The sequence below is a fragment of the Streptomyces sp. NPDC015131 genome (genome assembly GCF_043079975.1).
Lineage (GTDB): Bacteria > Actinomycetota > Actinomycetes > Streptomycetales > Streptomycetaceae > Streptomyces.
The window spans coordinates 789,422-809,655 of record NZ_JBIBVB010000002.1; the positions used below are offsets into that span (position 1 = coordinate 789,422).

Annotated in this window: 15 protein-coding genes; 6 read left to right on the forward strand and 9 right to left on the reverse strand. The window is 75.4% G+C overall.

What is annotated here, in order from left to right; genetic code table 11:
* Positions 1–37 precede the first annotated feature (37 nt).
* The 4 genes from ACF08D_RS09255 to ACF08D_RS09270 all read left to right on the forward strand — a co-directional run bounded on the left by ACF08D_RS09255 (position 38) and on the right by ACF08D_RS09270 (position 5,151).
* On the forward strand, positions 38–1,612 hold the full coding sequence (locus ACF08D_RS09255) for a class I adenylate-forming enzyme family protein (protein WP_392221936.1): 1,575 nt from the start codon (positions 38–40) through the stop codon (positions 1,610–1,612).
* Positions 1,609–3,195 carry an FAD-dependent monooxygenase gene (locus tag ACF08D_RS09260; RefSeq protein ID WP_392221937.1) on the forward strand — a complete coding sequence of 529 codons (1,587 nt, stop codon included), beginning with the start codon at positions 1,609–1,611 and terminating at the stop codon, positions 3,193–3,195. Before ACF08D_RS09255 ends, ACF08D_RS09260 begins: the two co-directional genes overlap by 4 nt.
* 52 nt (positions 3,196–3,247) lie before the next feature.
* The gene (locus ACF08D_RS09265) at positions 3,248–3,733 is read left to right on the forward strand and encodes an RrF2 family transcriptional regulator (RefSeq protein WP_392221938.1); all 486 of its coding nucleotides are present in this window, start codon (positions 3,248–3,250) and stop codon (positions 3,731–3,733) included.
* 218 nt (positions 3,734–3,951) lie between these two features.
* Positions 3,952–5,151 carry an MFS transporter gene (locus tag ACF08D_RS09270; protein ID WP_392221939.1) on the forward strand — a complete coding sequence of 400 codons (1,200 nt, stop codon included), beginning with the start codon at positions 3,952–3,954 and terminating at the stop codon, positions 5,149–5,151.
* Positions 5,152–5,258: 107 nt separating this feature from the next.
* Here ACF08D_RS09270 and ACF08D_RS09275 read toward each other — a convergent pair whose 3' ends face one another.
* From ACF08D_RS09275 to ACF08D_RS09305, 7 genes are all read right to left on the reverse strand, one after another.
* Positions 5,259–6,467, reverse strand: a complete 1,209-nt coding sequence (locus tag ACF08D_RS09275) for an NAD(P)/FAD-dependent oxidoreductase (RefSeq protein WP_392221940.1) — start codon at positions 6,465–6,467, stop codon at positions 5,259–5,261.
* Entirely contained in the window at positions 6,464–8,116 is a 1,653-nt protein-coding gene (locus ACF08D_RS09280; protein WP_392221941.1) for an FAD-dependent oxidoreductase, read from the reverse strand. Before ACF08D_RS09280 ends, ACF08D_RS09275 begins: the two co-directional genes overlap by 4 nt.
* Positions 8,113–10,230 carry a molybdopterin oxidoreductase family protein gene (locus ACF08D_RS09285; protein WP_392221942.1) on the reverse strand — a complete coding sequence of 706 codons (2,118 nt, stop codon included), beginning with the start codon at positions 10,228–10,230 and terminating at the stop codon, positions 8,113–8,115. The genes ACF08D_RS09280 and ACF08D_RS09285 overlap by 4 nt, the downstream gene beginning before the upstream one ends.
* Positions 10,223–11,623, reverse strand: a complete 1,401-nt coding sequence (locus ACF08D_RS09290; protein WP_392221943.1) for an MFS transporter — start codon at positions 11,621–11,623, stop codon at positions 10,223–10,225. Before ACF08D_RS09290 ends, ACF08D_RS09285 begins: the two co-directional genes overlap by 8 nt.
* Complete coding sequence (locus ACF08D_RS09295) at positions 11,620–12,819, reverse strand: FAD-dependent oxidoreductase (protein WP_392221944.1); 1,200 nt, start codon at positions 12,817–12,819, stop codon at positions 11,620–11,622. Before ACF08D_RS09295 ends, ACF08D_RS09290 begins: the two co-directional genes overlap by 4 nt.
* A complete protein-coding gene (locus tag ACF08D_RS09300; protein ID WP_392221945.1) occupies positions 12,812–14,386 on the reverse strand; it encodes an AMP-binding protein in 1,575 nt (524 codons plus the stop codon). Before ACF08D_RS09300 ends, ACF08D_RS09295 begins: the two co-directional genes overlap by 8 nt.
* Before the next feature lie 169 nt (positions 14,387–14,555).
* Positions 14,556–15,098, reverse strand: coding sequence for an SRPBCC family protein (locus tag ACF08D_RS09305; RefSeq protein WP_392221946.1), 543 nt, complete (start codon positions 15,096–15,098; stop codon positions 14,556–14,558).
* Positions 15,099–15,267: 169 nt separating this feature from the next.
* Between ACF08D_RS09305 and ACF08D_RS09310 the strand changes: the two genes are divergently transcribed.
* Positions 15,268–16,254 (forward strand): zinc-binding dehydrogenase, encoded by a 987-nt coding sequence (locus ACF08D_RS09310; RefSeq protein WP_392221947.1) that lies wholly within the window; start codon positions 15,268–15,270, stop codon positions 16,252–16,254.
* A gap of 7 nt (positions 16,255–16,261) precedes the next feature.
* On the opposite strand, the gene ACF08D_RS09315 is transcribed toward ACF08D_RS09310, so the two are convergent.
* Together ACF08D_RS09315 and leuA are read right to left on the reverse strand one after the other, a co-directional pair.
* Entirely contained in the window at positions 16,262–16,957 is a 696-nt protein-coding gene (locus ACF08D_RS09315) for a TerB family tellurite resistance protein (protein ID WP_392221948.1), read from the reverse strand.
* Positions 16,958–17,115: 158 nt separating this feature from the next.
* On the reverse strand, positions 17,116–18,873 hold the full coding sequence (leuA, locus tag ACF08D_RS09320) for a 2-isopropylmalate synthase (protein WP_392221949.1): 1,758 nt from the start codon (positions 18,871–18,873) through the stop codon (positions 17,116–17,118).
* 295 nt (positions 18,874–19,168) lie between these two features.
* Here leuA and ACF08D_RS09325 point away from each other — a divergent pair, with 295 nt between their 5' ends.
* Complete coding sequence (locus ACF08D_RS09325) at positions 19,169–20,233, forward strand: M4 family metallopeptidase (RefSeq protein WP_392221950.1); 1,065 nt, start codon at positions 19,169–19,171, stop codon at positions 20,231–20,233.
* Position 20,234 lies beyond the last annotated feature (1 nt).

Consider the following 20,234-nt stretch of genomic DNA (forward strand, 5'->3'; position numbering starts at 1 on the left):
GTACGCACGCCCGTACCCGACGCGAGGAAGAAGCCCGATGCCCCGCAGCTCAGCCCGTAGTGGCGGCCTGTACCTCGGCCTGGTCCCCCAGCTGGCCGCCGCCCGCGACGGCGGCACCCCGATCACCCTGGACCACGACCTGGACCTGTTCCCGGACGCCGGGCGGCGCCTGACCGTCGCCGGGCTCGCCGAGCTGGTGGACGACACGGCCGCCCGGCTGTGGGCCGCCGGGGTCCGGCCGGCCGAGCACGTCGCCATCCACAAGTCGGCCAACTTCGACATCTACGTGCTCGCCACGGCCGCGGCGCGGATCGGTGCCGTGCCGGTGATGCTCTCCCCCGCGCTGGACGGCGAGAGCGTCACCACCCTGGTCGGCCGGCTGGACCGGCCGCACCTGGTGACCGACGCGGCCAAGCTGGCCGGGCCGCTCTCCCTCGACCGGCTCGCCCCCTCGGCCGCCCGCGTCCTGGTGACGGGCGGCGAGGTGCCGGGGACCGTGTCGCTGGCCGGCCTGGCGGGCTCGCCCCGGCGGCGGCCCGTGCTGCTGCACCCCGACCACCCGGCGCTGATGACGCACACCTCCGGGACGACCGGGCTGCCGAAGCTGGTGGTGCACTCGGCGCGGACGCTGCGCGGGCGGCTGCTGCCGCAGGAGCGGCTGGCGTCCCTGATCCGGACCCGCGAGACGGTCGCCCTGCACGTCAGTTACGTCCACTCGCGGATGTACCTGGCGCTCGCCGTGCTGCTGCCGCGCGCCATGCCGCTGGTGGTGATGGACGACGCGGAGCCGGAGGCGGTCGCCGAACTGTTCGCCGAGACCCGGCCGGGCTTCGTCGAGACCCACCCCAACTCCTTCATGGAGTGGGAGGGACTGGCCGACGACCCGCGCAGGCCCTTCTCCACGGTCCGCTACTTCAGCAGCACCTTCGACGCCATCCACCCGAGCACCATGGACCGGCTGCTGCGGGCCTCCGACCGCCGGTCGCCGCTGTTCTTCCAGATCTACGGGCAGAGCGAGTGCGGGCCGCTCGTCGGGCGCGGCTACAGCCGGAAGAACGCACACCGGGCGGACGGGCGCTGCCTCGGGTACGCCATGCCGGGTGTGACCCGGTTCCGGCTCGTCGGCCGCGACGGCGCGCCGCCCACCCGGGACACCCCGGGCTACATCGAGGTGAGCACCCCCGGCCGGGCGCTGACCTACTGGGGCGAGGAGGAGCGCTTCGCCCAGCAGGTCCACGGCCGCTGGTGGCGCGGCGGCGACGTCGGCTACCGCACCAGGTGGGGCTGCCTGCACCTCCTGGACCGCGAGGTCGACGTCGTCCCGAACATCCACAGCACCCTGGCGGTGGAGGACGCCGTGCTGGCCCGGCTGGAGGAGCTGTCGGAGCTGGTGGTGGTCGCCGGGCCCCGGCAGGAGCCGGTGCCCGTGGTCTGCGTCAAGGACGACCGGCCGCTCGACCCGGAGCGCTGGCGCGCGGCCGTGGCCGGCCTGGAGCCGATGGCCGACCCCGTCCAGCTGCCGCACGCCGAGCTGCCCCGCACCGCCACCATGAAGATCAAGCGCATCGAGCTGGCCCGCCGGCTCCGGGAGCGGACGGAGCCGGCGTCGTGACGGCGGTACGGGGCGGCGCGGTGGACGGCCGCGACACCGGGGTGCTGGTCGTGGGCGCCGGGCCCACCGGGCTGCTGACCGCCTGCGAGCTGCTGCGGCGGGGCGTGGGGGTACGGATCGTGGACCGCGCCCCGGAGCCCACGCGGGCCCCCCGGGCGCTGTCGCTGTGGCCGCGCGCCCTCGACATCCTCCAGGACGTCGGCGTCCTCGACGCGGTGCGGGAGGCGAGCCTGCGCATCGACGCGTTCAGCTACTTCTCCGAGCGGCGGCCGGTGGCCACCTTCGGCTTCGCCGAGGACCTGGCGTCCCGCACGCTGCCGCAGGCCGAGACGGAACGGCTGCTCACCGAGCGGCTGCACGCCCTGGGCGGCAAGGTCGAGCGGGGCGTGCGGCTGCTGGGCTTCGACGACACCGACTTCGGCGGCCCGGTCGGGGCGACCGACGCGGTCACCTCGGTGCTGGAGCACGCGGACGGCGGCATCGAGCGGGTGCGCACCCCGTTCGTGGTCGGCGCCGACGGGGCGCGCAGCGCCGTACGCGGCCATCTGGGCACGGGCTTCGAGGGGTCCACGTACGAGATGGCGTTCGCGCTGATCGACACCCGGATCGCGGGGGCGCTGCCGTCCGACGAGATCCGGTACTACCAGTCGCCGCTGGGGACGCTGGTGATCGTGCCGATGCCGGGCGGGGTCTTCCGGTTCCTGGCGGTGATGCCGCCGGGCGGGGCCGAGCACGGGGTGGCCATGATGCAGGGCGTTGTCGACGAGCGGGGCCCGCTGGGGGTGCGGATCACCGAGCCGGTGTGGCAGACGGTGTTCCGGGTGCACGCGCGGCGGGCGGCCGAGTTCCAGCGGGGGCGGGTGTTCCTGGCGGGCGACGCGGCGCACGTGCACAGTCCGGCGGGCGGCCAGGGCATGAACAACGGCCTCCAGGACGCGCACAACCTGGGCTGGAAGCTGGCCGCCGTGCTCCGGGGCCACTCCCCGGCGTCGCTGCTGCTGGGGTACGGGCCGGAGCGCACCGAGACCACACGGCGGATCGTGCGGGACACCGACCTCCAGACGCGGGCGTGGATGGTGCGGCACCCGGCGCAGGTCCGAGTGCGGGACGGCGCCTTCCGGATGCTGGAGCGCTCCGGGGCGGTGTCGCGGTTCTACGCGCCGGTGATGGCCGGCCGGCGGCTGGCGTACACCCCGCAGCGGGAGACGCAGGGGCCGTCCGGGCGGGCCGCGTGCCAGGTCCGGGGGCGGCTGCCCGGCGGGCTGCGGGTGGGCGCGGTCTTCCCCCGGCCGGTGGCGCTGGCGCTCGGCACGGCGGGCCCCGGGGCAGATCCGTCGCGGTGGACGCTGGCGGTCGTGGCGGGGCGGGGCGGGTCCGGGTGGCGCGCCGAGACGGACCGGCTGGTGGCCCGGTGGCCCCGGGTGGCGGCGGTGCCGGTGGGGCGCGGGGCGCTGGCGCCGTACGGCGGCTGTGAGCGGAGCGGCTACTACCTGGTGCGCCCGGACGGGCACATCGCGGCGCACGGCCACGAGCGGGACCTGCGGCGGCTGGAGGCCGAGCTGGGAACCGTACTCCTGCGCTGACAAAGGCGGTTGGGGTTGTCGGCGGCAATCCTGGATGTGTAGTGTCCAGGACATGCGGATGGGTGAAGGCGTCGAGTGGGCGCTGCACAGCTGCCTCAACCTCGCCTGGGCGCAGGACGGCGGAGCGGTGACCGTGGCCCGGCTCGCCGCGTACCACGACCTGCCGGCGGCCTACCTCAACAAACAGCTGCAGGCGCTGTCCCGGGCCGGGATCGTCACCTCGGTCCCGGGCCCGCGCGGCGGCTTCCGCCTGGCCCGCAGACCCGAGGACGTCACGCTCATGGACGTCGTCACCGCGATCGAGGGCCCCGAGCAGGCGTTCCGCTGCACCGAGATCCGGCAGCAGGGACCGCACGGCGAGATGCCGGGCAACTCCCGCAGGCCGTGCGCCATTTCGGCGGCCATGCGCCGGGCGGAGCTGGCCTGGCGCCGGGAGCTGGCCGCCCGGACGCTCGCCGATGTGATGAGCGAGGCGGAGCGCGGCGCCCCCGGTGTCCCCGGCCGGGTGCGCGGCTGGTTCGCGACCGCCTCCGCCTGACCCTCCCTTCCCTCGTCAGTTCCCCCTGCGACGCGCCGCCGGTGGTGGCGCGTCCTCCCACCGACCAATTCTGGATACGCGATGTCCGCATTACCTCTCTCCGCCGTCCCCGCCCTCCCCGCCCTCCCCGCACCGCTTGTACCCGACGATTCAGGAGCGCGTGTCATGACCGTCCGACCGGACCACCACCCTGCCGAGCGGCGGAACGGAGGCCGGTCGTGACCTCGGTGGACTCCCCCGCCACCCCGGCCGGTGACACCCGCCCGGAGTGGAAGGGCTGGCTGGCCGTCCTCGCCGTCGCCCTCGGCATCTTCTCCCTGATGACCTCGGAACTGCTGCCGGTGGGCCTGCTCACCCCCGTCGGCTCCGAGCTGGGCGTCTCCAACGGCACGGCCGGCCTGATGGTGACCGTCCCCGGCCTGGTCGCCGCCGTGTCGGCGCCGCTGATCACCGTGGCCGCCGGCCGGCTGGACCGGCGGCTGGTGCTGTGCGTGCTGATCGGCCTGGTGGGCGCGGCCAACCTGGCCTCCGCCTTCGCGCCGAACTTCGCCACCGTGCTGGCCGCCCGCTTCCTCGTCGGGGTGAGCGTCGGCGGCTTCTGGGCCATCGCGGGCAGCCTCGCCACCCGGCTGGTGCCCGAGAAGCACGTGCCCCGCGCCATGGCCGTGATCTTCGGCGGGGTCTCCACCGCCTCGGTGATCGGCGTACCGGCCGGGACGCTCGCGGGCGAACTCAGCGGCTGGCGCACCGCGTTCGCGGCCGTGGGCGTGCTCGCCCTGGTGGCGCTGGTCTGCAAGCTGTGGCTGGTGCCGCCGCTGCCCGCCACCCAGACGATCCGCCTGCCCGAACTGCCCCGGCTGTTCCGGGACAACGCGGCCGTACGGATCGGGGTGATCGCCACCTTCCTGCTGATCACCGGCCACTTCGTGGCGTACACCTTCGTCCGGCCCGTCCTCCAGGACATCAGCGGGGTCGAACCGGGCCTGATCAGCAGCCTGTTGCTGGGGTACGGCGTGGCCGGCATCGTCGGCAACACCGTGGCCGGCTCCTGGGCGGGGCGCGACGTCCGCCGCACCCTGCTGATCATCAGTGGCACGCTCACCGCGGCGATGGCGCTGATCCCCCTGCTCGGCACCGGCCCGGTGGGCGGCGTCGCGCTGCTGCTGGTCTGGGGCCTCGCCTACGGCGGAGTGTCGGTGAGCCTCCAGACCTGGATGATGAAGGCCGCGCCCGAGGCCACCGAGGCCGCCACCTCGCTGTTCGTCGCGGCCTTCAACCTCTCCATCGCGCTGGGCGCCCTGATCGGCGGCCTCGCCGTGGACGCCTTCGCCACCGCCGGAGTGCTGTGGATCGGCGGCGCGCTGGTCCTGCTGACCGCCCTCGCGCTGTGGAGCGCCCGCCGGACCCGCCCCGCCTGAGCCCTCCGGGCCCCCCGACCGCCGTGCCGTGCGCCCCGGCCCCCGTCGTACGGCACGGCAACCCCGCCCCCGCCGCCCTGTCCACCAGGGGGGCGGGGGCGGGGCGTTCAGCCGCGCAGCAGCGCGTCGGCCGGGGCGGTCAGCCGCCGCCCCACGAGCGGGCGCAGCACCGGGTACGGGCGGGCGTCGCCCACCAGCACCCCGCCGAGCAGGGTGCGGCCGTCCGGGGCCAGCGTCAGCTTGGCGTAGGTGCCCGCGGCGGGGTCCTCGTGGACGTACTCCAGCGCCCCGGGCGTACGGGCGTGGACGTCGCCGAAGCTCGCCACCTCGACGCCCAGGAGCTTGAGCCGGGTGGCCGCGCCGGTGTCCGCGAACGGCGCGGTGGGCAGGCCGAGCAGCTGGTCGGCGACGATCCGGGCCATGGCGTACCCGGGGGCGACCAGCCCGTGCGCCCGGCCGCGCACGGCCGCGCAGTCGCCGATCGCCCAGACGCGGTCGGCGGCGGTGCGGCACAGCCCGTCGACCGCGACACCGCCGCGCGGGGCGGTCCGCAGCCCGGCCGCGGCGGCCAGCTCGTCGCGGGGGCGGACGCCCGCCGCGAAGACCACCAGCCGGGTGCCGATCCGGGTGCCGTCGGCCAGCGTCACCGCCGTGACGGCGCCGTCCGGGCCGGTGTCCACGCGCGCCAGCGCCGTACCGCAGTGCGTGCCGATGCCGAGGGCGCCGACGAGCCGGCCGAGCAGCCGCCCGCCGCCGCCGTCCACCTGGAGCGGCATCAGCCGGTCCGCCAGCTCGACCACCCGGGGCCGCATCCCCAGCAGCCGCAGGGCGTTGGCGGCCTCCAGCCCCAGCAGGCCGCCGCCCACCACCACTCCGGGGCGGCCGGGCTCGGCGCGGGCGCGGACGCGCTCCAGGTCGTCCAGGGTGCGGTAGACGCAGCAGCCGCCGGCCCGGTGCCCCGGGACCGGCGGGACGGCCGGCCGCGCCCCGGTCGCCAGCACCAGCGCGTCGTAGGGCAGTTCGGTGCCGTCGCCGGTGGTGACGGTGCGCGCGGCCGGGTCGACGGCGGTGACGGCCGTCCCGGTGCGGACCTCGACCAGCGGGTCGTCCGGCGCCCAGGAGCCGGTCAGCCCGAGGCCGGTCCGGTCGCCCCCGCCGGCCAGGTACGACGAGAGGGCCACCCGGTCGTAGGCGGGCCGGTCCTCCTCGCCGAGGACCACCACCCGCCAGGCCCCGGCCCGGTCGCGGGCGCGCACCTCGCCCACCAGGCGGTGGCCGACCATGCCGTGTCCGGCGACCACGAGCGTCCGGGTCACGGGGCGTCCTCCCCGGTGCGCGGGGCGGCCGCCAGGGTCGCGCACAGCGCCCGGACGTCGGGCGCGCAGCCGCCGCAGCCGGTGGTGGCCCGGGTGACCCGGGCGAGGTCCCCGGTGGTGCGGGCGCCGTCGTGCCAGGCGCGTTCCAGGGCCCGGCGGGTGACGCCGTTGCAGAGGCAGACCGGCGCGTCGTCCGGCTGCCCGTCGCCGTCCTCGCGGGCGGGCGTGGGCGTGCCGAGCAGCAGACCCAGCAGGTCGGCGGGGACGGGCCGGCCGTGGTCGTGGAGCTGGGTGAGCACCGCGCCGGCCCGGGGCAGCCCGAGCAGGACGGCCTCGGCGACGCGCCCGTCGGGCCGCAGCGCGACCCGGGCGTACCGGCCGCGGGCGGGGTCGCTGAGGCGGACGGTCCGGGTGCCGGCGGGGGCGGTGGGGGTGGTGGGGGTGGTGAGGCCGGCGGGGCCGGCAGGGCTGGTGGAGCCAGCGGGGTCAGCGGGGCCGGTAGGGCTGGTGGAGCCGGTGGGGTCGGCAGGGCCGGCGGGACTGGTGGGATCGGTAGAGCCAGTCGGGTCGGCGGGGCCGGTAGGGCTGGTGGAGCCAGTGGGGTCGGCGGGCCCGGCGGGGGTGACGGCGTCGTGCGTGCGGGTCGCGCCGGGGGCGCCCAGGCGCAGCAGGTCGATGTCCCCGGCCGCCGGGCGGAGTACGAACGGGGTGCCGGGGTGGCGCGACCGGCCGCCGGTCAGCCGGTCGGCCAGCACCTCGGCCTGCGCCCAGGCCGAGGTGACGCCGCCGCCCGGAGCCTCGCCACCGGGCTCGGCGCAGCCGCCGATGGCGTGGACGCGCGGGTCGGCGGTGGTCAGCCGGTCGTCGACCAGGACGCCGTGGCGCACCGGGAGCCCGGCGGTGCGGGCGAGGGCGGTCGCGGGGGCGGTGCCGGTGCGGACGACGAGCGTCCCGGCCCGCAGCACCTCGCCGTCGTCCAGCACCAGCCGGCCCGGCTTGTACTCGGTGCCCCGGCGGCCGGTGCGCAGCTCCACGCCCCGCGCGGCCAGCAGCCCGGCCAGCATCTCCGCGGCCGGGCCGTCGAGGTGACGGTGCATCAGGAGCGGCTGGGCGTGGACCAGCGTCACCGGGTGCCCGGCGCGGCGCAGCGCGAGCGCGGTCTCCACCCCGGCCGCGCCCCCGCCGAGCACCACCACGGGCCCGCCGGCGACGCGTTCGGCCTCGGCGGGCGTCCGCAGGGTGGTCACGCCCTCCGCGAGCCGCCCGTCCGGGCCGCGCAGGCCCGGCACGTCCGGGAGCACCGGCCGGGCGCCGGTGGCCAGCACCAGGTGGTCGTAGCCGTACACCTCCGGGCGCCTCCCGCCACCGGCCGTCCGGAAGCCGCCGACCGCGCGCACCAGGCGCCGCCGCCGGTCCAGGCGGACCGCGAGGGTGCCGGTGCGGACGCGGACGCCGTCCGGCGGGGCGGGCAGCACGGCCGCGCCGGCGGGCAGGGTGCCGGCGAGCACCGCGGTGAGCAGCGGGCGGTGGTACGCGGGGCCCGGCCCGGCCGTGAGGACGGTGACGCCGCCCGGGTGGCCGTGGTGGCGCAGCCGCTCCACGAAGCGGTGGGCCGCGGTCCCGTGGCCGATCACCAGGACCTCGCTCACCGCGGCCCCCGTTCTTCCGGGCCGCCGTCGCCGGGCGGCTCGGGTGCGATCCGTACCGCGCTGACCTTGAACTCGGGCATGCCGCTGCGCGGGTCGAGGGCCGTGCCGGTGACCAGGTTCGCCCGGCCGTCGCCCGCGTAGTGGAAGGGCAGGAACACCGTGTCGAGGCGCATCGCCGGCACCAGCCGCACCCGCGCCACCATGCTGCCGCGCGCGGAGGTGACCCGGGCCGGATCGCCCTCCCGCAGCCCGGCGCGGGCGGCGGTGTCGGGGTGGACCTCCACGAACGCCCCGGGCGCCGCCCGGTCCAGCTCGGGCACCCGGCGGGTCTGGGCGCCGGACTGGTAGTGGGCGAGCACCCGCCCGGTCGTGGCGTACAGCGGGTGGCGGGCGCCGGGGGTCTCGGCGGCGTCCCGGTGGTCCACCTCGGCGAACCGGGCCCGCCCGTCGGGGTGCGCGAACCGGTCGAGGAACAGCCGGGGCGTGCCCGGGTGCGGCGGCCCGGCCGGGTCGCCGCCCGGGCAGGGCCAGTGCAGGGCCTCCCCGGCGTCGAGCCGCGCGTAGTCGATGCCGGAGTAGTCGGCGGGCCCGCCGCGCGAGGCGCGCCGCAGCTCGTCGAAGACCTCGGCCGGCCGGGTGGGCCAGCGGTGGGCGGGCTCGCCGAGGCCGGTCGCCAGGGCGTGCAGCACCTCCAGGTCGGTGCGGACTCCGGGCGGCGGCGGGCGCAGCCGCCGGCGGCGCAGCACCCGCCCCTCCAGGCTGGTCATGGTGCCCTCCTCCTCGGCCCACTGCGTCACCGGCAGCACCACATGGGCCAGCCGGGCGGTCTCCGACGGGACGAAGTCGGCCACCACGAGCAGGTCGAGCGCGGCGAGCCGCCGGGTGACGTGCCCGGCGTGCGGTGCCGAGACGGCCGGGTTGGAGCCGAACACCAGCAGGGCGCGAGGCCCGTCGTCCGTGCCGAGGGCGTCGAGCAGTTCGTAGGCGCTGCGGCCGGGGCCCGGCAGCGACTCGGGCGGGACGCCCCACACTCCGGCCACCCGGGCGCGCGCCACCGGGTCGGTGATCGACCGGTAGCCGGGCAACTGGTCGGCCTTCTGGCCGTGTTCGCGCCCGCCCTGGCCGTTGCCCTGCCCGGTGAGGCAGCCGTACCCGGCGCCCTCCCGGCCGGGCAGGCCCAGCGCGAGGGCCAGGTTGATGAAGGCGGCGGCCGTGTCGGCGCCCTTGCTGTGCTGCTCGGCGCCCCGGCCGGTCAGCACGTACGCCCGGTCCGCCCCGGCCAGCAGCCGTACCGCCGCGCGCTGGTCGGCGGCGGGCACCCCGGTGACACGCTCCGCCCGCTCGGGCGGCCAGGCGGCGGCGCGCCGCCAGGCCGCGTCGAAGCCGGTGGTGCGCTCCCGTACGTAACCGGCGTCGCACCGCCCCTCGGTGACCACGAGGTGCAGCAGGCCGAGGGCGAGCGCCAGGTCGGTGCCGGGGGCCGGCTGGAGGTGCAGGGCGGCGCGCTCGGCGGTCGGGGTGCGGCGCGGGTCGACCACGATCAGGTCGGCGCGGTCCAGGTGGCGCATCAGGGGCGGCATGGTCTCGGCCGGGTTGGCGCCGGCCAGCACGATGACGTCCGCCCCGCCGAGGTCGGTGACCGGGAAGGGCAGCCCCCGGTCGACGCCGAAGGCGGCGTTCCCGGCCGCCGCCGCCGAGGACATGCAGAACCGGCCGTTGTAGTCGATCTGGCTGGTGCCGAGCGCGACCCGGGCGAACTTGCCGAGCAGGTACGCCTTCTCGTTGGTGAGCCCGCCGCCGCCGAACACCCCCACGGCGTCCGGCCCGTGCCGGTCGCGCAGGTCCCGGAGGGTGGAGGTGACGGTGTCCAGCGCGGCGGGCCAGCCGGCCGGGACGAGCGCGCCCGCGGCGTCCCGCACCAGCGGGGTGCGCAACCGGTCCGGCACGGTGAGCAGTTCGGGTGCCGTCCAGCCCTTGCGGCACAGTCCGCCCCGGTTGACGGGGAAGTCGGCGGGGCGGACCGTCACCCGGCCCTCCCGCCCGGTCAGTTCCGTACCGCACTGCAGCGCGCAGTAGGGGCAGTGCGTGCGCACGGCCGCCGGGGTGTCAGACACGCGCGGTCTCCTCCGGCGCGGCGGGCAGGGGCGCGTCCTCGCGGCCGGGCCCGGTGCCGGTGTCCCGGCGCCGCAGGTACACCGCCCAGGTGAGAGCCATGCACACCGCGTAGTAGCCGAGGAAGCACAGCAGGGCCGGGGCGATCCCGCCGAAGACGCCCCCGTAGGAGGCGCGGAAGGCCAGGTTGATCGCCACACCGCCGAAGGCGCCCACCGCCCCGGCGATCCCGATGACGGCGCCGGAGAGCCGCCGCGCGCGGGCGAAGGCCGCCCGGGCGTCCCCGCCGGAGGTCACCTCCCGGCGCGCCCGGTCGGCGAAGACGACCGGGATCAGCTTGTACGTGGAGCCGTTGCCCGCGCCGCTGAGCAGGAAGAGCACGGTGAACCCGGCCACGAACAGCGGCAGCGACTGCCGGGACGCGGCGTACAGCAGGCCGCCCGTCCCGGCGGCCATCCCGGCGAAGGTCCACAGGGTGACGCGCGCCCCGCCCCACCGGTCGGCCAGCCTGCCGCCCAGCGGACGGCTGAGCGAGCCGAGCAGCGGGCCGAGGAAGGTGTAGCCGGCCGCTTCGAGGGGGGTCGAGCCGAACTCGCTCTGAAGGACCAGCCCGAAGGCGAAGCCGTACCCGATGAACGAGCCGAACGTGCCCACGTACAGCAGGGAGACGACCCAGGTGTGGCCGTCGCGGACGGCCTCCCGCTGGGCGCCGGGCTCGGCGCGCACCGCGTCGATGTTGTCCATGAACAGCGCGGCCAGCACCGCGGCGAGCACCAGCAGCGGCAGGTAGGCCGCCACGACGTACGCCGGGTGGGCGGGCCCGGCGGTGGCGATCACCAGCAGGCCGGCGAGCTGCACGGTGGCGACGCCCAGATTGCCGCCGCCGGCGTTGAGCCCGAGCGCCCAGCCCTGGTGGCGGCGCGGGAAGAAGCCGGTGATGTTGGTCATGGAGGAGGCGAAGTTCCCGCCGCCCGCGCCGGTGGCGGCGCCGAGAAGGAGGAAGACCCACAGCGGGGTGCCGGGCCGGCCCACGAAGTACGCGGTCAGGGCCGCCGGCACCAGGAGCACCAGCGAGGCGAAGACCGTCCAGCCGCGGCCCCCGAAGCGGGTCACGGCGGCGCTGTACGGGAGTCTCAGCGCCGCGCCGACCAGCGTGGGCACGACGACCAGCAGGAACTTCTCCCCCGCCGTGAAGCCGAGCCCGATCTCCGGCGACATGAACAGCACCAGCACCGACCACATGCTCCACACCGAGAAGCCGATGTGCTCGGCGAGGAGCGACACGGCGAGGTTGCGGCGCGCCACGCGTCTGCCCGTGCGCTCCCAGAAGTCCTCGTCCTCGGGGTCCCACCCCTCGATCCAGCCCTTCCGGGAGGCGCGTCCGGTCCCGGTCACGGTCCCTCCGCGGGGGTGGCCCCGGCGTGGTCCGGGCCCGTGTGCATCCAGGCCACCCGGTCGTGCAGGTCGGTCGCCGACATCGCGGACAGCAGGGCGTTGCGGGTCTTGGCGGCGACTCCCCGGGCGTGCCAGAGCCGGATGCTCTCGCGGGAGGCGAGCTGGACGGCGGCGGTACGCTCGCGGCGCTGCTCGTTGTACGCGCGCAGCCGCGCGGGGAGGCGGCCGGGCGGGCCGTCGAGCAGGTCGCCGAGGAGCACCGCGTCCTCCAGGGCCTGGCAGGCGCCCTGCGCCGCGTAGTGCAGCATCGGGTGGGCCGCGTCGCCGAGCAGGGTGACCCGGCCGTCGGTCCAGTCGTCCACCGGGTCGCGGTCCACGAGCATCCAGGACTTCCAGCCCTCGCCGAGCCGCAGCAGTCGCGTCGGGGCCTCGCCGGTCAGGCCAGCGAGCCGATCGAGCACCCGGGCGGCGGGCACCGGCACACCGGCGAACGGCTCGGTCAGGCCGCCGTCCCAGCTCGCGGCGAGATTCAGGGCGGTGCCCCCGGCGATGGGGTAGTGCACGAAGTGGCAGGAGGGGCCCGCCCACCAGGTGACGTTCGCGCCGCGGAACTCCTCCGGGACCCGGTCCATCGGCAGTACCGCGCGGTAGACGGCGATGCCGGACACCCGGGGGTCGCCGTCGCCGACGAGCTGCCGGCGGAGCGCCGAGTGGATGCCGTCCGCGCCGACGACGGCGTCACCGGTGACGCGCCCGCCGTCCGCGAGGAGCACCGAGGCGCTGTGGCCGTCCTGTGCGTAGCCGGTGACGGCGCTGCCGCCGCGCAGCTCGACGGCGCCGGTGCTCCGGCAGGCGTCGAGGAGCAGGGTGTGCAGTTCGGCGCGGTGCACGACGACGTACGGATGGCCGAACCGGGCGCGGTAGGCGTCGGTGAGCGGCATGCTGACCACGTGCTCGCCGGTCACGCCGTCCATGAAGCGCAGGGCGTCCATGCGGACGGCGGTGGCGCGCACCCGGTCGCCGAGGCCGAGGCGGTCGAGGGCGGCGATGCCGTTGGGGGCGATCTGGATGCCGGCGCCGATCTCGGCGAACCGCGCGGCCCGCTCCAGGACCCGTACCCGGTGGCCGCGCCGGGCGGCCGCGAGGGCGGTGGCCAGCCCGCCGATGCCTCCGCCGACCACCACGACGTCAGACATCGCTGCCCCCGTCGGCCAGCAGGCGGGCCAGCTCCAGCCGCTTGATCTTGGTGGTGGCGGTCTGCGGGAGGTCGGCGTGGCGGCGCTGCACCGGGTCGGCCATGGGTGCCAGGCCGGCCGCGGCGGCCTTCCAGGCCGCCGGGTCCAGGGGCTTGTCGTCCCGCGTGCACACCACCGGTACGGCCCGGCCGTCGGCGCCGCGCACGATGACGACCTCCACCAGGTCGGCGAGCCTGCCGAGCAGCACGTCCTCGGCGGCCAGGGTGCTGCCGAAGCCCTCGATGAGGTCGACCTCGCGGTCCAGCAGGTGCACGCACCCCCACCGGGTGCGGTAGCCCACGTCGCCCATGCGCCACCAGCCGCCCTCGGAGAGCTGGTCGCCGTACCGCTCGGGCTCGCCGAGATAGGTCACGATGCGGCCCTCGCTGCGTACTTCGATATAGCCGGGATTCGTCTCCGAGGGCGGATTTCCGTCCCGGCTGACGACGCGTACGTCGGTCATTCCGGGAAACGGCATACCGACGCAGCGGCCGTCCGCTTCCGGTGAGCGTCTTCTGGTGAAGGCGCGCACCACGGCCGGGCCGACTTCGCTCTGTCCGTAGAGCTGCCCGAAAAGCGGGTTCTTCCGGCGGGAGGCGCCGAGCAGCCGGTGGACCGTGCGCGGGTGAATGGCGTCGAAGGTGCTGCTGAAGAGTTTGACGTTGCCCAGCGGTTCCCGGGGGTCGCCGGCGAGTTCCTCCCATTCCATGAAGGAGTTGGGGTGGGCTTCCAGAACTCCGGGGCGCAGCCGGGCGAAGAGGTCGCCGGCGTTGTCCGGGCGGGAATCGGCGAGCACCAGGATCGGGAATCCGCGCAGCAGGGAGATCGCCAGGGCGGTGAACAGCCGCGAGTGGACGAACGACACGTGCAGGGCGATGGTCTCGCGGCGGCGGAGCACCGGGGCGACGACCGACGCCTGGGGGCGGTAGCGCGCCTGGAGGCTCCGGCCGGTGTGCACGGCCAGCTTGGGCGTGCCGGTGGTGCCGGAGGTGTGGGTGATCAGGGTGGGGTGCTCCGGCGGCATGGTGACGGGCGGTATCCGCCGGGCGCCCTCGTAGGCCGCCAGCGGGACGGCGTCGTCGTGTTCACCGGAGGTGAGCAGCACCCGGCGGGTGGCGCCGAAGACCTCGGGGGGCAGCTCGGTGTCGAGCTTGGCCCGGTCGGTCACCAGGTAGGGCCGGTCGGCGCGGCGGACGAGGGCGAGCACCGTGGCGCCGTCGAGCGCCGGCGACAGCAGCACGGGGACGGCGCCGGTGCGGGCGACGGCGCAGGCCAGGAGGGTGATGTCGAAGCCGTCCGACTTGTGCACCACGACCCGGTCGGCGGGCCGGACGCCCGCGGCCCACAGCCGGGCGGCGTAGTCGTCGACGGTGTCGGCCACTTCGGCGACGGTCGCGCGGCGGCCGGGCCAGGGGGCGAGGTCGAGATCGTGGTCGAGGATGAGGACGTTGGCCGGGTGCCGGGCCGCCGCACGCTCGAAGAGCGTTCCCAGCCGGATACCACGGTTTCCTATGCGCTGCAGAAGCATGGTGCCAAGCTCTCGTCGGGAGTCGGGGGTCGGAAGTCGGTCGGGGGTCGGTCGGGGGCCGGGGGTCGGTCGGGGCCGGGCGTCGGTCGGGGGCCGGGTGGGAGAGGGGTGCGGCCCGGGGCCGTACGTGCCGGGGCGCCGGACCGGTGCGGCGGCCGGGGGCGCGGGGTCAGCCCTGTGCGATCACGGCCCGGACGCGGTCCAGCGTGGCGGCCAGGTCGCCCTGGACCTTGGCGCCCCACTCGGTGAAGAACCGCTCCTTCTCCGTGTCGTCCATCTCGGCGGTGATGCCCCGGATTCCTTCCGTGGGGGCGTCCATGCGGAAGTGGTGGACCAGGACGCAGCCCCCGGGGGCGGGTTCGATGTCGAATCCCCAGACGCTCTGCTGCTTCCGTCCGGCCTTGTCGCGCATGGCCCACTGGAACGTCCGCCCCGGTTCCGCGGCGACGACCTCGGATTCGGTGATCCATTTCCCCCGGACGACCGGGGCCCAGGCCACCACGTCCTCCTCGCGGAAGTTCTCGCCGCGGAAGACCGCGCCGACGGTGGCGGGTTCTCCGGAGATCCAGGAACCGCCCACGCATTCCGGGCTCCATTCGCCGCTGCGGGGAAGGTCGCTCACCACCGCGTAGACATCGCCGGCGGTCGCGGAAAGCGGGATCTCGGCGCGGGACCGGAAAAGCGGAATGCTGTCATTGTTCGCTGAGGCCATGGCCCGAAGCTTGCAGAGGCGGCTCGGGACCGGTCAAAGGTCGGGGGCCGGGTCCGTCAAGTCGGCCGCCCGGCCCGCCCGGTGGGCTTTTCACCCCCCGCGGGCGCGAGTTGACGGACAATTCTGCGCCCGGGGTGCGCCACCGGGGGTGCGTGCCAGGATCGCCGTCATGCGTGCCGCCTACATCGAACAGCTCGGCTCCCCCGACGTGATCCGTTACGGCGAGCTTCCGCCGCCCCGGTGCGGCCCCACGGACGTGGTGGTCGACGTGGCGGCCACCACGGTCAACCCGGTGGACACCTTTGTCCGTTCCGGTCTGTTCCGCACCCCGCTGGACTTCCCGTTCGTGATCGGCCGGGACCTGGTGGGCACGGTCGCCGCGGCCGGGCCGGGCGCCGCCGGTTTCGCGGTGGGCGACCGGGTGTGGAGCAACAGCCTGGGCCACGGGGGCCGGCAGGGCGCCGCGGCCGAGCGCGCCGTGGTGGCGGCCGACCGGCTGTACCACCTGCCGCCGGGCGTGGACCCGGTGGAGGCGGTGGCGGTGGTGCACCCGGCGGCGACGGCCCATCTGGCGCTGTTCGCCCATGGCCGGCTGCGGATGGGCGACACCGTGGTGGTGGCGGGCGCGGCGGGGAACGTGGGCGCCGCGCTGGTGGTGATGGCCGTCCGGGCGGGGGCGCGGGTGGTCGCCACGGCCGCCGCGCGGGACGCGGAGTTCTGCCGGGGCCTGGGCGCCGCGGAGGTGCTGGACTACCGCGACCCGGGCCTCTTCGGGCGGATACGGGAGGCGTGCCCCGGGGGCGTCGACGTCTACCTCGACACCGCGGGCGTGAACGACCTGACGGGGGCGGTCGGCCTGCTGGCGCGGCGGGGCCGGGTGGTCCTGCTGGCGGGGGCGAGGACGACTCCGGAGCTGCCGGCCGGGGAGCTGTACATGAAGGACTGCTCGGTGGTGGGCTTCGTGATCTCGCACGCCACCGCCGCCGAGCTGGCGGAGGCGGCCGTGGCGATCAACCGGCTGCTGGCGGACGGGGCGCTGCGGCCCCGGGCGGCCGAGGTGCTGCCGCTGCGGGCCGCCGCCGAGGCGCACCGCCGCATGGACGAGGGGCGGGTGCGGGGCCGGCGGCTGGTCCTGCGCACGGACGCGACCGCCTAGGTCCCGGTCACAGCGGGGTGCGGGCCGACTCCAGCAGGCGGGTGGTGTCCTCGGCGGGCAGGTGCAGGGCGTTGCCCACGGTGATCAGCACGTCCCGCTCGGCGGTGGTGTACGCGCCGTCGGCGAGGGCGATCCGGGCGCCCTGGAGCAGGATCGACTCCCGTCCGGCGGGCGCGAGGTGCGGGGTGAGCGGCTCCAGGGCCTCGTGCAGCTCGATGGCGAGGGCGGCGCCGCAGGGCGTGCCGGCGTCGGCGACGAAGCGGCCGGTGTCGGCCTCCAGGGCCTCGATGAGGGCGGTGAGACCCTCGGCGGTGCAGTCCTCGTACCCGGCGGCGCGGACGGCGGAGACGGCGTGCTCCAGGACCGGGCGGGAGGAGACCCCGCCGGCGGCGAGGACGGCGAGCGCCACGGTGTGCACGGCGTCCCGGAGCATCGCCGAGAAGCGCGCGGTGGTGGGGTGGTCCAGGGTCTCGGTGCCGTAGTGCAGATGGCAGGCGGCGCACTCGACGACCGGCCCGGCGAGCCCGCGCGGGAGCAGCGGGACCCCGAGGAGGGTGAGGCGCCGGCGGCCGGTGCGGCGCCGGTAGCTGCGGTCGCCGCCGCAGCCGGGGCAGAAGAACTTCCCGTCTCCCACGGTGTTCCACGCGGTGGAAATGGAGCAGACGCGCACTTTCCGCCCGCGTGATCCTCGTGCTGGCAGCACGTCGCACCTCCAGAACGCCTCGGCCACCTTGCCGCGTTGGCGTGATGTTAGCCACATCGGTGATGTCGCGTCAGCACCTCGGCGTGAGATCGCCACCGACATGGCTGAACCCCGCCCTCCGGAAAGCTCCGGAACGGGCGGGGTCCCTGAGGCGCGGGTCAGCGCGCGGCGCGGTTCACGGCCGAGATGACGGCCTTCAGCGAGGCGCGTGTGGTGTTGGCGTCGATGCCGATGCCCCACAGCACCTTGCCGTCGATGGCGCATTCGATGTACGAGGCGGCCTGGGCGGAGGCGCCCTCGCTCATCGTGTGCTCCTGGTAGTCCAGCAGGCGGGCGTCGATGCCGATGGCCTGCAGGGCGGCGAAGAACGCGGAGATCGGGCCGTTGCCGGAGCCGGTCAGGACGGTCGGGGTGCCGTCGACGACCGCCTCGACGGTCAGGGTGTCCGTGCCGTCCTTGTCGGTGGTGGTCTGGCCGGAGCGCAGCTGGACGCGGCCCCACGGGTTGCCCGGGTTGGGCAGGTACTCGTCCTGGAAGACGGACCAGATGGCCGCCGGGGTGACCTCGCCGCCCTCGGCGTCGGTCTTGGCCTGGATGATCCGGGAGAACTCGATCTGCATCCGGCGCGGCAGGTCCAGCTTGTGGTCGTTCTTCAGGACGTACGCGATGCCGCCCTTGCCGGACTGCGAGTTGACGCGGATGACCGCCTCGTAGGACCGGCCGACGTCCTTGGGGTCGATCGGCAGGTAGGGCACGGCCCACTCGATGTCGTCGACGGTCTTCCCGGCCGCGGCGGCGGTGGCCTCCATGGCGTCGAAGCCCTTCTTGATGGCGTCCTGGTGGGAGCCGGAGAAGGCGGTGTAGACCAGGTCGCCCGCGTAGGGGTGGCGCGGGTGGACCTCCATCTGGTTGCAGTACTCGGAGGTGCGGCGGATCTCGTCGATCTGGGAGAAGTCGATCTGCGGGTCGACACCCTGCGAGAACAGGTTCATGCCCAGCGTCACCAGGTCGACGTTGCCGGTGCGCTCGCCCTGCCCGAACAGGCAGCCCTCGATCCGGTCGGCGCCGGCCATGATCGCCAGCTCGGCCGCCGCCACCGCCGTACCGCGGTCGTTGTGCGGGTGGACGGACAGGCAGACGTGCTCGCGGCGGGACAGGTGGCGCGACATCCACTCGAAGCGGTCCGCGTGGGTGGAGGGCGTGGAGCGCTCCACGGTCGCGGGCAGGTTCAGGATGATCTCGCGGCCCTCCTCGGGCTGCCAGACGTCCATGACGCCCTCGCAGACCTCCAGGGCGAAGTCCAGCTCGGTGTCGGTGAAGATCTCCGGGCTGTACTGGTAGCCGAAGACCGTCTCGTCGCCCAGGATCTTGTCGGCGTACTCCATCACCAGACGGGTGCCGTCGACGGCGATCTGCCTGACCTGCTCCCGGGAGCCGCGGAAGACGACCCGGCGGAAGACGGGCGCCGTGGCGTTGTACAGGTGGACGGTGGCCCGGTGGGCGCCGCGCAGCGACTCCACGGTGCGCTCGATCAGCTCCTCGCGGGCCTGCGTCAGGACGGAGATGGTCACGTCCTCGGGGACGGCGCCCTCTTCGATGATGGAGCGTACGAAGTTGAAGTCGGTCTCGCCGGAGGAGGGGAAGCCGACCTCGATCTCCTTGTAGCCCATGCGCACCAGCAGGTCGAACATCTCGCGCTTGCGGGCGGGGCTCATGGGGTCGATCAGCGCCTGGTTGCCGTCGCGCAGGTCGGTGGACAGCCAGCGCGGCGCCTGCGTGATGCGCCGGTCCGGCCAGGTGCGGTCGGGGATGTCGACGGCCTCGTAGCGGCCGTACTTGTGGATGGGCATCCCGGACGGCTTCTGGGTGTGCGTGGCGTTGGTGACCGGCGTGGGGCGGCCGACGGGCTGGGACATGTGCGTAGGGCTCCTCGGTTGTCCTGCTGGGGACGGCCGACTGGGTCGAAGCAGCACCAGACTCCGCGGGGAGGGGGTCGGCCTACGACTACAGGCCCTCGCCGCGGCAGCTAAGGAGAAGCAGCCCGAAACGCATGATGCGGAGAAGCCTAGCCGAGTCGCACCGTGAGTGGCGGTGCCGTTTCAGTATGCGGGATTCCCGCCCCCAACCGTCAAAGAGCGATTCGTCACTCCTTTTCGGGAATCGTCGTCGCACCGCGTGACAGTACCGTGACGCGCTGCCACATTGCGGAGCATGACTGCCGCAGCCCGTACGCACTGCACGATCGTCCCCCCGCACCTCCTCGACCGGCTCACCCGCGCCGCCGACCCGGACGTCGCCGCCGCCGCCCGCCGCACCCTCGTCGCGGACGCCGCGCACCGCACCGCCCGCCGGCTGACCACCGTCCACGGCGCCGCCCCGGTCCTCCGGGCCGCGGACACGGCCGCCGGCACCCCCGGGCGCACGATCCACGACGCCGGGCACAGGACCGCCCTGCCGGGCCGCCAGGTGCGCACCGAGGGCGAGAAGCCCACCAAGGACGCCACCGTCAACCGCGCGTACGCCGGTCTCGGCGCCACCTACGAGCTGTTCCGCGACGCCTACGGGCGCGACTCGATCAACGGGGACGGGCTGCCGCTGATCGCCACCGTCCACTACGACCGGGAGTACAACAACGCCTTCTGGAACGGCGACCAGATGGTCTTCGGCGACGGGGACGGCCGGATCTTCCAGGACTTCACCGTCGCGGTCGACGTCATCGGCCACGAACTGGCCCACGGGGTCACCCAGTACACCGCGAACCTGGCCTACTTCGGCCAGTCCGGGGCGCTCAACGAGTCGGTGTCCGACGTCTTCGGCTCGCTGGTCAGGCAGCGGGTCCTCGGGCAGACCGCCGACGAGGCCGACTGGCTGATCGGCGCCGGGCTGCTGGCCCCGGACGTCCGGGGCGTGGCGCTGCGCTCGATGAAGGCCCCCGGGACGGCGTACGACGACGACGTCCTCGGCAAGGACCCGCAGCCCGCGACCATGGACGACTACGTCCACACCGGCTCCGACAACGGCGGGGTGCACATCAACTCCGGCATCCCCAACCACGCCTTCTACCTGTTCGCCACGGAGCTGGGCGGCAACGCCTGGGAGCGGGCGGGCCAGGTCTGGTACGACGTGCTGACCGGCGGCCGGCTGGCGGTGGACGCGGCGTTCGAGGACTTCTCGCGGCTGACGGTCGCGGCGGCGCGCGAGCGGTTCGGCGCGGGCGGCCCGGAGGACGACGCGGTGGTCAAGGCGTGGTCGACGGTGGGGCTGCCGGCGGAGTAGA